The organism is Lysobacter sp. Root690 (genome assembly GCF_001427785.1).
Taxonomy (GTDB): domain Bacteria; phylum Pseudomonadota; class Gammaproteobacteria; order Xanthomonadales; family Xanthomonadaceae; genus Lysobacter.
Genome location: NZ_LMHM01000016.1, coordinates 350,509 through 364,950 on the forward strand (window position 1 = coordinate 350,509; position 14,442 = coordinate 364,950).

Here is a 14,442-nt window from a genome sequence, read left to right on the forward strand (position 1 = left end):
TGCCTGACTGGCGGTTAGCGGCTAGCCAGGCAGATGGCTGGAATAGGGATTGCTCAGGGTGACGGCGATTTTTCGTGGGCCGCTGAACGTGCGTCGGCCATGCGCGAACTGCATGTTGTCCAGCAGCAGCACGTCGCCTTGTTCCCAAGCCACGTCATAGGCCTGCTGGTTCAGGCCTTGGCGCACGGCCTGCAATACGTCCGGAGCCAATTCGGCGCCGTCGCCGAAGAACGACTGCCGCGGCAGGCGATCGGCTCCGAACATGTCGATCATCGATTGCGCGGTGTCCGCGCCCAACGACGAGACATGAAACAAATGCGCCTGATTGAAGAACAGCTTTTCTCCGGTGACCGGATGCGTGGCCACGCCCTGGCAGACCTGCCCGGTGCGCAGGGTTTCCTCGTCGAGCCATTCATGCTCGATCCCGGCGTTGTCGCAAAACCGTGCCACTTCATTCTTGTCGCTGGTCTGGAACACCGTTTCCCACGGCAGGTCCACGTACGGCCGGTAGTGGCGCACATACTTCACCCGACGCTGTTCGAACTCGTCCATCACCGCGCCGCCGATCGCCTGAGTCGCGCTGCGCATCGAGGCGATCGGCGTGGCGCCGCCGACGCTCGCCGGCTGCAGGCAGCAGAACGCCACCAGCATCGGCCAGTCCCGCTGATAGGCGTTTTCGCAATGCAGGGGAATTTCCTGCGTCTGCGGGAATTCCGTCGCCGTGAACACGCCGGCGCCCAATGAGGTGCGCGGTGTCGAGCGATAGGTGTAATTGAGTCTGGCGTTGCCGACCTGGTCCGCCACCGCGCTGAACTTCTCCACGCTGTCGACCGCGAAACCGCGGAACAGCAGCGCGCCGTGTTCGAGCAGTTCGTCCTTGATCTCGACCGCATGCTCGGCCAGGACCGCGGACAGATCGGGACTAGCGTCAGCGGGCGCGACCAGAAGCGGGGCGGGCACGTCGCTGTCCAATCGCTTTTTCTTCATTTCCATATGCCTGCGGGGAATGGGGTGAGAGGGACGCTGGGACACTGCGCTCGTGTTAACGGGCGCCCGGCTCGAATTGCTGTGCGGCGCCCGTCTCCAGTCGCGGGGAGCACAGCGAACGGGATTCGGAATACGTCATGCGATCGGCGAAAAAGTGGAACATGGCGAACAGGGAAGCGCGGGCGGAACTCAACCGGCTTCCAGCGATTCGACCTCGACGGGCTGCTGGAACTGGCGCTGCACCAGACGCGCGTAATACGGATGGCTGGCGATCAACTCGGCATGGTTGCCCGTGCCGGAGATCCGGCCGTTGTCGAGGAAACAGATGCGATCGGCGTGCATCACCGTGGACAGGCGATGAGCGACGATGATGTTGGTGCGATCCTGCATCAGTTTTTCCAGCGCCAGCTTGACCTGGTGCTCGGTCTCGCTGTCGAGGTTGGAGGTCGCCTCGTCGAGAATCAGGATGTCCGGATCGCGCAGAAACATGCGTGCGATGGCGATGCGCTGGCGCTGGCCGCCGGACAGGTTGTTGCCTTGTTCGATCAGCACGGTGTCCAGGCCTTGCGGCATGTGATCGATGAAGTCCAGCGCGCCGGCGCGCTCGGCCGCGGAACGCACGTCGGCGTCGGAGAAGCTGCCGGACAGGCCGTAGACGATGTTCTCGCGCACGGTGCCGGGCATGACCGGCGCGCTCTGCGCGACATAGCCGATGCCGCCTCGCCATTCGGGCAGCGGATAGTCGCCGATAGGACGGCCGTGGTAGAGAATCTCGCCTTCGCTGGGCTCATAAAAACGTTCGATCAACGACAAGACCGTGGTCTTGCCACTGCCGCTGGCGCCGACGAGAGCCGTGGTCGTGCCGGGTTCGAAACGCAGGTCGATGCCGTTGAGCACGATCCGGTCGCGGCCGCCGTAAGCGAAGGACACGTTGCGGAATTCGAGAACGCCGCCGGGCTTACGCGTCGAGGGTTGCGGCGTGGACGCTTCCTCGGCTTCTGCGAAGATTCCCGCGATGCGCACCGAGGCGCCCTTGGCTTTCTGCAGTTCGGCGGTGAAGTTGGTCAGCTGCCCCAGCGGATTGACGACGTTGAAGATATAGAGAATGAAGGCGGTGAGCGTGCCGATGCTGATCTCGCCGGCGGCCACGCGGGCGGCGCCGTAAACCAGGATGATGATGATCGCCAGCGTCATTGCCAGTCCCATCAACGGCTCCAGCACCACGCTGATGCGCGCCGTCTTCAAGCCCAGGCGTTTGAGGTCTTCAATTTCCTCGACGCTGCGGCGGCGCTCATGCGCCTCGGCGGTGAACGCCTTGACCAGGCGGATCTCCTGGAAGATATGAGTAAGGATGCCGCTCATCCGCGCGACGCGGTCCTGAGTGCGGCGCGACAAGCCGTCGAGCAAGAAGGCGATCGGGATCATCACCACGAACGCGGCGACGACCGAGCCGAGCAGGGTGAGCGTCAGCGGCACGTCCAGCAACAGCAGAACCACGACCGATCCGCCGAGCAGCAGCACGCCGGTGACCAGATTGATGGTCTGCTTGGTGATCAACTCGGAAATCGCTTCGCAGTCGCGGACCACGCGACTGACGCGCTCGCCGCTGCTTTCGCTGTCGAACGAGGCCACTGGCAGCCGCAACAGCTTCTCGACCAGCGCCACGCGCAGCGCCGCCACGACTTGATAGCCGACGCGCGCGAGCATGTACGCGGACAGCGCGCCGGCGGCAGCGCCGCCCGTCAGCACCGCGGCCACCAGCGCGACTTGGCGCAGATCGATGCCGCCGCCGTTGAACTGATCGATCAGATGCTTGGTCTGGATCGGAAACCACAGCGAGCCCGCGACCGAACCCAACGCCGCGAGCACGGCGACCGAGAACGTCGCGATCGACGGACGGCCGCGACGAATGAGTTGCCATAAATAGTTTCGATTTTTCTGCGCTTCGCTCACTGGCTACCCTTGGTCGCGGAACGGGGCGAACGGTAGCAAGGCCACGCAGTATCGAGTGTGTTGCGATGCACGTATTGCGGTAAATGCCGTGCTTAATCATTTTCCGGAAGCACGAGTGAAATAGATGCGTAACATGCATGACAAGAATCACGACGCCGCGATGATGAGGCCGATCGAAACGTGGTAATCGCGGTTTTCGCACGCAGCGATGCATGCCGATGAGAAGCGCATAACATCGCAACCATCGCGCACGTCACAGTCGTGACAGACATCGCGACAGCGACAACGACGATTCCGGAAAGTTCCTCGCTGTCAATGCCGATCGACGTCATTCAGTGTCCAGACGGCCTGTCGTTGCGACCTCGGCTGTCGCGAGACGTCAGTCCGGCATGCATCGCTGCCTCGACGAGAACGGCTGGATCGTGGATTCGATGCCGTCTATCGAACTCGCGGCGACAGCCTAGAATCGCGTCGCAGCGAGTGCGACGGACTTGAAGTACGGATCCGCGCGCTTCGATCGCAAGACCTTCGGCATCTGCGTGCTGTAGCGCCAGTCGCAGAAAAAGTGGCGCTGGTTCGCTTCTACGAGTTGAGGCGTCGTGCGTATGCGATCCGTGCCGGTGCCCGCACGAGGTTGCGGCCACGCGTCACGGTTGCGGGGCTGATTCGGTAATGAAACGACGAGAAAGATCCAGAGATATGCTGCGCGCGATTTTCAATAGTTTCGATTTCAGGAACATGCGGAATCCAACGACAGCCGTTGCTCGCAATTCCCGCTGAAGTATTTTGTCGAGCTTTAATCAGCGCCACCACACCACCGACTTCTTCACTCGAAAGTCGCAATGCATTTAAACGAACTTTATATCCGTTCGAACCAGTACCATTTCCGCGGCGCACGATCGGCGGTCTTTTCGACCTGACCGATAACGCGTGCCTGCTGGCAATCTGTCGATGAAAACATTTGGCCTATGCGCAGGATCAGATAGAAGAGCAAGGCAACGCCGCAGACAGATCACAAACGGACTACCGCCGTACCGTTCGCCCCTTCTTCAAATATGGGGCCGGGGCAGGGGGCTGCGAAGGCATGAGTCGCAACTTCCTTGCTTGTCCGCATCGACGGCGGCCGGCACTGAAACCGCCAACAAGAACGGCAGCAACGGGAAGTCGATCAAAACTCATGGGCGCCTACGCGGCGGCAAGCAAAGCACGCAGCCACCGGACTGACGACTAATCCAGATTTCGAGTCATGGCGCCGGTGCGACGCCGGGAAGCACGACGAAGCCAAGTCAGAGCACGCGTGCCGGTCAGCATCAATCCATGTCAGGCCGCTTCGCGTGAACCTTGCGCCTGGATTCAAAGCCGACTCAGGTGGATTTGCTCAGCGCATCGAAACGACGGGAGCACCCGGCAGGACAGCCCAGTGGGACAACCTCGCAACCACCATCCGACAATAACATAATATACATTATGCGAAGTTATAGATATCATGCCGTGCATCTCACCCACTGCGTTTCCCGCAGGTTTTCCTGGACTTACCTCAACCAAGGAGACTCCGTAATGACCCGTCCGCCATGCTGGCCAGACGCCGAGCCGTGCCCGAACAACTGCGCCGCCGCTTTGCACGAGCGCGAGGTCTACAACCACCTCGACCTGACAGGCCCCTGGCAAGGCTGGCGCTTTCGCGGCCGCTATCTGGTATCGCCCGACGGCTCGCGGCTGACGCCCGAACGCCTGCTGGGGCTGGCCTGGCGCGAATATAACGAGGCGCGCTTGGCTCAAGTTCTCCGGCGCAATGCGGCGGCGAAGGCCGCCAGGAATCGACAACCGATCAAGGTGGTCGTGATCGAGCTGGCTGGGCTCAGGATCGACGGCCGGGCTGCCGGTTGACCGAAGTGTCCGCCGCAGACCTCCAATGCCCGAATCGAGTTTTCTGGCCGCGTACGCGCACCCTTGCATTGCGGCGATCGTTCACGCGCGTCTTGCTTGGAGCCGTCTTTGGACCGCGCCACGCCAGTGCGGCCTTCAACACCGCAAACCACTCACCGAGTCTCGTCATCCGTCATCGCCATGACCGCGAACAGCATCCAGGTGGTGTGAGGAATCCATTGCTCCACCCAGCGCCATTGCTCGGAATCCGGGCCGGGCGCGAAGCTGATGCCGGCGCCGGTGTCGCTGCCCACCGCGCCGGTGATGCCGTTGGAGATGCCGCCCGTGAACATTTCGCCGGCGCTTTCCAGCACGGTCGGCGGATTGTTCTTGCCGAAACCGTAGAGCATGCAGATGCCGTACGGGTTGCGGCCCAGGGTCCAGTCGAGCTGGCTTTGCGCGTAACCGGCGCGGTCGGCGGACAGTCCGTAACCGGCCGCGCCATGGTCCGCCAGCTTGCGGCCACCGATGACCATGGCCGCGCTGAGCGAGGCCAGGCGAGCGCTTTCGCCCTGCCACCAGTAGCCGGTTTCGTTGCGATGCGGAATGAAGAAGCCTTCCAGTACTTCGCCCGCAGCCTTGGCGTCTTGCGTGAGTTGGAAGCGCTGGCGGGCGTAGCCGTACGGGTTCGCGACCGCGTTTGTGATGTTCAACTCGTGCGCCAACGCCGAGCCGATCGCGGCCAGCGCTCGCTGACGAGGCCCCTGCTCCGGTTCGATATCGACATAGGCGGACAGGCTGATCACCGGCAGGCCCGCTTCGGCTGCGTGGTAGTACGGGCGACGGCCGCCGTCGCTGATGAAACCGCCGTCGGCCTGCTGCCGTGCGATCAAGCTGGCCGCGCGCTCGCGCGCATCGTCGAGGTAGCGCGACTGGCCGGTGGCGTTGTGCAGTTCCACCAGGGCCATCAACGCGGTGTAGTCGTCGATGATGTTTTCCTTGCCGTCGGCGCCGTACTGCGCGTTGAACTTGCGCAGATGCGCATAGGCGCGCTCGGCATCGGCCAGATACTGGGCGCCGTCGAATTCGCCATGACGGCCGGCTTGCCTGGCCAGCATCGAGGCGCGCGCAAGCGCCGCGATGGCCATGCCGCCGCCGGCGCGGAAAGCCGATCGGTACAGCGTCGTATAGGTGCCGGCCGCGCCTTCGTAGCCGGTGACCATGCGCTCGGCGCCCGGCGTGCCCCACTGATCGAACACCGTGGTGTAGAAGTAGCCCTCCGCATCGAGGGTGCGATGCAGATAGTCCGCGCCCCAGAACGCTTCGTCCTCGACTTGCGTCTGCAGGCCGTGCGCGGTGAACAAGGCCTTGCGCGTGTGCGCGCCGTAGGCCAGCACCCAGGCCGCCATCGAGGCCTGCTGCGGATTGAAATAATTGGCGTAGCCCAGGTGCGACAGGTATTTGCCCTTGTCGCCCCCAGCGTCCTGCCAGCCTCCCCAGACGTTCGCCCTGCGCGAGGTCTTGAAGATGGGCACGTCGCGATCGGCCGCGTCGGTATGGCGGCTGCGCTTGAAGTAGCCCAGCAGTTGCGCGCCGGTGGTGGCGAAGACGGCGTTGTCGCGCACCACGACTGCGGCCGATACCGCACGCTGCTTTCCGATGCGCACTTCTACTTCGTACTTGCCGACTTGCTCGGCATCGGAAAAATCGACGCTGAAATAGCGCTTACCCGGGGCCCATTCGGCGAACGGCTGCAGCGGCCGCAGATCGCCGCGCTTGATCGGCTTGCCGTCGCGCAGCACGGTGTAACTGCCCTGCCCGCCCTCGCCTGCGTATTCGACGACGGCGCGCTTTGGCCCGTGTCGCTCGAGCGCTACCTGGTTGATCTGCACCAGCAACGGCTGTTTAGGCAGGCTCACCGACACCGTGGTCTTCGGCTTCGTCGTCGACTCGTCGGTTGATGCGGCGACGGCGAGTTGCGGCAGGCCGGACACGGCCATCGCCAGCGCGGCCAGCAGCTGGAGCCCAGTCTTGCGCGAATACGGCAAAGGGGTCATCGGCACGGTTCCGGATAGACTAGGCATCGAAACTTAGCCATGTAGCCGGCCGTCGTCAATAAATACTTCACACGGATGTATTAATAATGCGGCGACACCTCTCCCCTACGCTCAACCGGTTTCAACGCCTATGAACAGTGGCCGCGGCGCCACCCAGCAATCCAGCGCCCCCTACAACCGCCGCCTCGTGCTGGATTTCATCCGCCAGCACGGCGCGGCCTCGCGCAAGGACATCCAGGAAAAGGTCTCGCTGAGCCCGCAGACGGTCGCCAACATCACCAATGAGCTCGAATCCATTGGCCTGATCGTCTCGCGCCGGCAGAAGGATCTGAAAACCCGCGGCCAGCCGCCGATCGCCTTCGAGATCAATCCCGACGCCGGCCAGTCGATCGGCATCAGCCTGGAACCGGGCCGCGCCTCGGGCGCGCTGGTTAACCTGGTCGGGCAGATCGACGCCCGCTGCGAGGTGCAGTTGCAAGGCTGCGATCGCCCGCAACTGCTGGCCGGTCTGCTGGAGCTGGTGGCCAAGCTGCGCCGGCAGGCCAACGCCCGGCTGTGGGGCATCGGCGTGGCCCTGCCCGGCCCGCTCGGCGACACCGAACTGAGCTTTGTCGGCCCCACCGCGCTGGAGGGCTGGAAGGACCTGTCCATCCTCGACCAGTTGCAGGAAGCCACCGGCCTGCCCTTGTTCCACAGCGTCGACAGCGTGGCCGGCGCGCTGGGCGAGACCCTGTACGGGGTCGCCCGGCATCTGGACACCTTCTTCTATCTGCACCTGAGCATGGGCCTGGGCGGCTCGTTGATCGTCGGCCGCAACAACTACCGCGGCGCCGACGGCAACGCCACCGAGATCGGCCACGTGCCGGTCGTCCCGGGCGGCACGGCCTGTTATTGCGGCAACCAGGGCTGCCTGGAGCGTTACCTGTCGCTGCATTCGCTGGCCGAGGCGCTGGGACTGGACGACGCGCAGATCCATACCCCGGATCTGCTCGACCGCCTCGACGACGCCGACGATCAAGCCCTGCAGCAGTGGTGCCAGCAGGCGTCCCAGCGCCTGCGCGACGCCGTCTGCATGATCGAGAACCTGCTCGACCCGCAGACCGTCGTCATCGGCGGCTCGGCGCCGCAGAAGCTGGTGCAGCGCCTGGTCGATCTGGCCCAGCCGTGGCACCGCTCGGTGCGGGGCCGCCCTGCCCCGGAATTGCCGCGGGTGATGATTTCCGAGCGCGAGGAAGACTGTCTGCTGCTGGGCGCCGCGGTGCTGCCGATTCACGAACTGCTGTCGCCGCGCCTGGAAGGCGTGCAGAAAGACGACCTCGCCGAACTGCAGGCGGCGGAGCTGCTGGGTCACCGCCCGTTCGTCGGCGGGCGTCGCATTTAATTAAACTTCCACTGGATATTTTTATTGACGTGGCCGAATCGGGGTGACTATAGTCGGCCCCCATGAAGCTCGATCAGCCTCAACTAGGCACACCCCAATTCAGCATCGTCGGCGACGTCAGCGTGGACCTGGTCCTGGGCACGCTGGACGGCTGGCCCAAGATCGGCACCGAACAACTGCTGCCGCGCAGCGAGTTGCGTGCCGGCGGTTCGGCGGCCAACTCCGCCCTCGCCGCCCGCCACCTCGGCCTCAGCCCGCACCTGATCGGCGCGATCGGTAACGACGACCTGGCGCAGTGGTTGCTGCTGCAGCTGGCCGGCATCCGGGTCGAACTGCAGACCTGCGCCAGCGACACCACCATGTCGGTCGGGCTGTTGCATGCCGACGGCGAGCGCACTTTCTTCACCAGTTACGGGCATCTGCAGCATCTGACACGAGAGTTCGTGCTCCAGCACCTGCCGCCGGCATCGCCCGGCAGCGTCGCCCTGTTCACCGCGCCGTTCCTGCTGCCGGGTCTGCGCGAACACTTCAGCCAGTTGCTGGCGCAGGCCTCATCCATGGGCTATCAGGTCGCGCTGGATACCGGCTGGCCGCCGGAAGGCTGGACGCCGCAGGTGCATCGGGAAGTCGAAGGCTGGCTGGCCCATTGCGACCATCTGCTGGTTAACGAGTTGGAGGCGAAGAGCATCGCCAACAGCCACGACGAGCGCGAGGACCTGGAGCTTGCCGTGCAGCGCGTCGCCGGCCTGCTCAAGCCCGGCGCGCATTTGATCGTCAAGCTCGGCGCGGCCGGCGCGCTCGGTCACGTCGACGGCCGCAGCATCCGCTACGCCACCCAGGCGGTAGCGGACATCTTCGACACCGTAGGCGCGGGCGACAGCTTCAACACCGGCTATCTCGCCGCGCGTCTCAATCAGGCCAGCCTGCGCGACGCGCTCGCCGCCGGTTGCCGCACCGCCACCGCGATCCTGCCGCGCTTCCCGCGCAAGCGCATCGCCGCCGGCGAACTCGCTCATTGCCTGCAGCCGCAATCCTGACCCGGAGGCACGACCATGAAGCACAGGCCGATGATCGTCAGCTACATCCTCCTGATCTGGTTCGCGATCTCCTTCATCACCAATCTGATCGGGCCGCTGATGCCCATCGCCATCCAGGATTTCAAGCTCAGCCTGACCATGGCCGGCTTCATGCCGTTCTCGTTCTTCCTGGCTTACGGTTTGATTTCGATTCCGGGCGGCATCCTGATCGAAGTGCGCGGCACCCGTTTCACCTTGTTTGCCGCGTTCGCGCTGAATTTCATCGGCGCGCTCGCGATCGCGGTGATGCCCGGTTACGTCTCGGTCGTGGCCGGCTTGTTCGTCATCGGCCTGGGGATGGCGCTGCTGCAAGTGGTGATCAACCCGCTGATGCGCGTGGCCGCCGGTGAGCAGCACTTCGCCTTCTTCTCGGTGATGGCGCAGTTGGTGTTCGGACTGGCCTCGTTCCTCAGCCCGCTAGCGTTCCGGTTCTACATGCAGCGTCCTGGCGTAGAAGGACAGCCGCTGGCGTGGTTGACGTTCTACTGGTTCTTCAGCGCCGCGTTCGTGCTGCTGGCGCTGCTCAACTACAAGCTGCCGCTGCCGGCGGTGGCATTGAAGGACGACGAGCGCGCGGGCAGCCGCGAGGCCTATCGCAGCCTGTTGCGACGCGCTGATGTGCGCCTGTACTTCCTGGCCATCGTCGCTTATGTCGGCACCGAGCAGTCGCTCGCCAACTGGATGTCGCAGTTCCTGCACAGCTACCACGGCATGTCGGCCACCGAACAAGGCGCCATCGCGGTCAGCCGCTTCTGGGGCCTGATGTCGCTGGGCTGCCTGGTCGGTCTGGGCCTGCTGAAACTGCTGGATTCGAAGTTGGTGCTGGCGATTTTCTCGACGCTGGCGATCGGCTGCCTCGGTCTGGCGCTGTTCGGCCCCGCGAATATTTCCCTGTTGGCCTTTCCGGCCGCGGGCTTTTTCCTGTCGGTGATGTTCTCGGTGATCTTCTCGCTGGGATTGAACTCGGTAAGCCAGCACCACGGCGCGTTCTCCGGAATCCTGTGCAGCGGGATCCTCGGCGGCGCCGTCGTGCCGCTGCTGATCGGCGTCGTCGCCGACTACTGGGGCCTGCGCCTGGGTCTGTCGCTGGTGTTCATTCCCCTGCTCTACATCCTCAGCGTCAGTGCCTGGGCCAGGCCACTGGTACGCAACCAGACCCTGTATTCCGCTAAACAGCGTTCCGCGAAAAACACCTCCGCTTCGAATACTCCCGCCTCGCCCTGATCGGGCGACGCATCAGCCACCGCGCGGGTCCGCCGGCCCGAGTCGCCGTACAACCAGGAGCCAAGCAATGAAGAAGCATCCCAGCGATGTTCGACCGACCGGTATCGCCGTCGCGGTGGCCGCGGTCTTGATCGGTTGCGCCACCGCGCCGGTCATGGCCCAGTCCGGTGCGAGCGAACAGGACCAACCGGTCGCGGCTGGGCAGGTCACTGCCGGGCAGGCCAACGCTGGCGAAACCAGAACCACCCTGGAAACCGTGCACGTTTCCGCCACCCGCATCGAATCGGACCTATTGAAGACACCGGTCACCGTCACCGCCGTCAATCAGGAAGCATTGACCCGCGAAGGCATCCGCGACGTGCGCGGCCTGTCCGGCACGATGCCCAATGTGCAGATCGCCTCCGGTCCGGATTCCGGCGTGCAGGTCAGCATCCGCGGCATCGGCGCCAACAACTTCACCGAGATCGGCGACCCGGCCGTGGGCCTGCACGTGGCCGGCCTGTACTCGCCGCGTCCGCAAGGCGCGCTGGCGCTGATGTTCGACGTCGACCAAGTCGAAGTGTTGCGCGGCCCGCAGGGCACATTGTTCGGCCGCAATTCCACTGGCGGCAGCATCAACATCATTCCGGCCAAGCCGCGCTTCGATTCCACCTTCGGCAGCGCCGAGCTGGACGTGGGCAGCTACAACCTGCGCCAGCTCAACCTGATCCAGAACATCGCGGTCAACGATCGCTTCGCTTTGCGTTTTTCCGCGACCAAGGTCGAGCGCGACGGCTGGATCGATCAGCAGCAGGACTTCACCGACGTCAACATCCCCGAGCGCGGCTTCATCGCCGACGGCATCCCGGACGTGGACCAGCGCCGTAACCGCAAGGTCGGCCGCGACGAGTACTACTACAACCGCGACGAATGGGCGGCGCGCATCGCCGCGCGCTTTGCCTTCACCGACAACGTCGAGTGGCTGCTGGCCTACGAGAAATTCCAGAACTCCGGCGCCGGCCAGGTCGGGCTGAAGGACTGCAAGCAGGCGGCCGGTACCCGCTTCGCCTGCCAGGGTGGCAAGTGGGACGTGAAGATCAACGTGCCCGGCAAGACCGACATGTCGATCGACACGGTGCGCTCCAACCTCAACTGGTTTCTCAGCGACAGCAACAGCCTCGAATACAGCGTGGCCTTCGCCACCCAGAAGCGCTCGCAGATCGCCGACGACGACGGCGGCTACCACGAGATCCCGTCGCAGGTCACCGCCACCTTGCCGGTACCGCACGAGGGCGACTGGGGCGTGTGGCCGGTGCGCGACAACACCTCCATCACTCTGGACTCGAAGTACAAGTCGGTGGTGCACGAACTGCAGTTCAAGCACCAGGGCGAACGCCTGAAGCTGGTGTCGGGCCTGTTCTGGATGCACGAGAAGAACTCGATCGACTACGCGCAAGAGTTGCTGGTGAACGCGCCGTTCGGCTACCCGATCAGCCAGTTCTACCATCAGCCCAACCGCCAGATCGACGCCAAGGCGATCTTCTCGCAGGCGGACTGGCGCTTCGCGCCGACCTGGACCGCGACGATCGGCGCGCGCTACAGCCGCGACAAGAAGACCGATCGCGGCGGTCAGGTGTACGGCGGTTGGGATACCGAATCGACGGCCTACTACAACGGGCTGTACGACCCGGGCACGCCGGGCGAGCCGGGCTTTCGTCCGCACAACGGCCGCGACCTGAGCGAACGCATGGGGCCGTTCGGCGGGATCGGCGCCTACCAGCTGTGGGGACCGCCGGCCGAGAACGAACACTCCGAATCCTGGCGCAAGGTCACCTGGCGTCTGGGGCTGACCAAGGACCTGTCCGACGACGAAATCCTGTTCACCTCGCTGTCGACCGGTTACAAGGCCGGCGGCTTCGGCGACAAGGACGACAAATGCGGCGGCAAGGTCTGCATCGACGGTCCGGCCGGCCCGCAATACACCTTCTTCCCGTACGCGCCGGAAACCGTCACCAACTTCGAAGTCGGCTACAAGGGCCTGCTGCTGGACAAGCGCCTGAGCCTGTCGGTGACCGCCTTCTACAGCCGCTACAAGGACATGCAGGTGACCGGCGACTTCTACGCCGCCAAGGTGCACGTCAACGAACCCTGCCCGGACTGGGATCCGACCTGCGACGTAATCAAGAAGTGGCAGACGGTCAATGTCGGCACGGTGAACATCCCGGGCGTCGAAGTCGAAGTCGATTATCTGGCCACGCCCAACACCCGCATCGGCGGCTTCTTCTCGTACATCAACAGCAAAATCAAGGACTACCCCACCTTCAGCGACGAATGGAACTGCGGCGTGCGCGAAGAGTTCGGCGCCCCGCCCTGCCCGCCGCCGTACAGCGGCTCCGACCCGACCTTGGCCGGCCGTCAGATCTACGACATTACCGGCCACCATCTGCCGATGACGCCGAAATTCACCGCCGGCGTCAACGTGTCGCACACCTTCAAGTTCGGCAACGGCTATGAACTGGTGCCGTGGCTGAGCGTGAAGTGGCAGGACAAGATGTACTTCACCTTGCGCAACCTCGACAACGCGCATGTGTCCGACGCGCAGGAGGCCTATGCGACGGTCGATGCCAGCCTGAGCCTGAAGTCGCCGTCGTTCTGGCGCACCGAACTGTATGTGCTCAACGCCACCGACAAGATGACCAAGAACTGGGCCGACGACGCCGGCGGCTTCATCCGCGCCTACTGGAACGACCCGCGCACGGTCGGTCTGCGGGTTCGCTTCGACTACTGATCGTTGTTGTCAAAGCCAGAAGGCCCTCTCCCCTTCTTGTCCTGGGGAGAGGGACTTGGCCCCGTTCGCGCCATCGGCCGCCAGTTTCGCGAGTCGCAAATGGCGATCGCGCGCCATCCGTGCAATCCTCCAGGCTTCCCGATGCCGCTTGAGGCAAGCATGAGCACAACGGAATACGCGCGCCTGTTCGAGGGCCTCATCGCCCCTTTGTCGGAACAGGAATTCAAGGCCACGGCATGGCCGGCGGGCCTGCATATTTCGCATGAACCCAAGCCAGGACTGGCCGCGCTGCTCGCGCAGCCGGAACTGTGCGATATCGAGTCGTTCTGCGCGATCGGCAACGACGGCGGCATCCATATCAACTACACACGCGAAGAGCGTTTCAGGATCGAGCTCAATGCCGATCCGGCGCACGCCATCGAGCAGTTCCATGCCGGCAATACCATCCAGATCCTCGATCTGAAGACCGACGAGATCCGCCGCTGGAACCGCGCCCTGGACGTCGCGCTCGGCCTGATTCCCGGCACCACCCTGGTCAATGCGTTCACCTCGCTGCGCGGCAAGGGCATCCCGTGGCATTGGGATTCGCAGGAGGTGTTCGTGGTCCAGGTGCGTGGCCGCAAACTGTGGCATGTGGCGCCCAACGATTACGTCGAATGGCCCACCATCAATGGCATGCCCACACAGTCGCCGTCGCGGGAAATGGCGTTCCAGCTCAAGGACCCCACCCGGCCGATCCTCGAACCCGAACAGTGGCGGTCGGTGGAGATGCTGCCCGGCTCGGTGATGTACATGCCGCGCGGCTACTGGCACAAGGTCGAGCAGAACCTGGAGGAGAGCCTGCATCTGGTCCTGCAGGTGCGGCTGCCGTCGTGGCGCGACCTGTTCCGCTTCATGCTCGACAACGCGCCGCCACTGTACGACCTGGACTGGCGTCGGCCGACCTCGGCGCTGAGTCCGGACAATCTGGCCACGATGGCGCCGCGCGAATTCAAGGAGCGGCTGGAATCGCTGGAGCGTCTGGCCGGGGGCGGCGCGTTGATGGCGATGGCGCAGCAGTTCTCGAGCATCATCGACGGTGGCGGCCTGTATAAGGACATCGCTCCGCAGATGAAGTATTGATCGCGGCTT

The 14,442-nt window shown here is 64.1% G+C and carries 9 protein-coding genes; 6 read left to right on the forward strand and 3 right to left on the reverse strand.

What is annotated here, in order from left to right; translation table 11 throughout:
* Positions 1-21 precede the first annotated feature (21 nt).
* Both ASD86_RS18945 and ASD86_RS18950 read right to left on the reverse strand, forming a co-directional pair.
* A complete protein-coding gene (locus tag ASD86_RS18945) occupies positions 22-960 on the reverse strand; it encodes a TauD/TfdA family dioxygenase (RefSeq protein ID WP_200957268.1) in 939 nt (312 codons plus the stop codon).
* Positions 961-1,176: 216 nt separating this feature from the next.
* Positions 1,177-2,940 carry an ABC transporter ATP-binding protein gene (locus ASD86_RS18950; protein WP_056114196.1) on the reverse strand — a complete coding sequence of 588 codons (1,764 nt, stop codon included), beginning with the start codon at positions 2,938-2,940 and terminating at the stop codon, positions 1,177-1,179.
* 1,557 nt (positions 2,941-4,497) lie between these two features.
* Here ASD86_RS18950 and ASD86_RS18955 point away from each other — a divergent pair.
* Positions 4,498-4,827: a DUF3653 domain-containing protein gene (locus ASD86_RS18955; protein ID WP_056114199.1), complete on the forward strand. Its 330-nt coding sequence runs from the start codon at positions 4,498-4,500 to the stop codon at positions 4,825-4,827.
* A 152-nt stretch (positions 4,828-4,979) separates the two neighbouring features.
* Here the strand turns inward: ASD86_RS18955 and ASD86_RS18960 are convergent, their stop codons facing one another.
* Entirely contained in the window at positions 4,980-6,863 is a 1,884-nt protein-coding gene (locus ASD86_RS18960) for a glycoside hydrolase family 9 protein (RefSeq protein WP_056114202.1), read from the reverse strand.
* Positions 6,864-6,993: 130 nt separating this feature from the next.
* Between ASD86_RS18960 and ASD86_RS18965 the strand changes: the two genes are divergently transcribed.
* The 5 genes from ASD86_RS18965 to ASD86_RS18985 all read left to right on the forward strand — a co-directional run bounded on the left by ASD86_RS18965 (position 6,994) and on the right by ASD86_RS18985 (position 14,433).
* On the forward strand, positions 6,994-8,244 hold the full coding sequence (locus ASD86_RS18965; RefSeq protein WP_056114206.1) for an ROK family transcriptional regulator: 1,251 nt from the start codon (positions 6,994-6,996) through the stop codon (positions 8,242-8,244).
* Positions 8,245-8,306: 62 nt separating this feature from the next.
* A complete protein-coding gene (locus tag ASD86_RS18970; protein ID WP_056114209.1) occupies positions 8,307-9,281 on the forward strand; it encodes a carbohydrate kinase family protein in 975 nt (324 codons plus the stop codon).
* A 15-nt stretch (positions 9,282-9,296) separates the two neighbouring features.
* Positions 9,297-10,544, forward strand: coding sequence for an MFS transporter (locus ASD86_RS18975; protein ID WP_056114212.1), 1,248 nt, complete (start codon positions 9,297-9,299; stop codon positions 10,542-10,544).
* Between the two features lie 67 nt (positions 10,545-10,611).
* Positions 10,612-13,311, forward strand: a complete 2,700-nt coding sequence (locus ASD86_RS18980; protein ID WP_056114213.1) for a TonB-dependent receptor — start codon at positions 10,612-10,614, stop codon at positions 13,309-13,311.
* Positions 13,312-13,470: 159 nt separating this feature from the next.
* The gene (locus ASD86_RS18985) at positions 13,471-14,433 is read left to right on the forward strand and encodes a cupin domain-containing protein (RefSeq protein ID WP_056114216.1); all 963 of its coding nucleotides are present in this window, start codon (positions 13,471-13,473) and stop codon (positions 14,431-14,433) included.
* Positions 14,434-14,442: the final 9 nt, after the last annotated feature.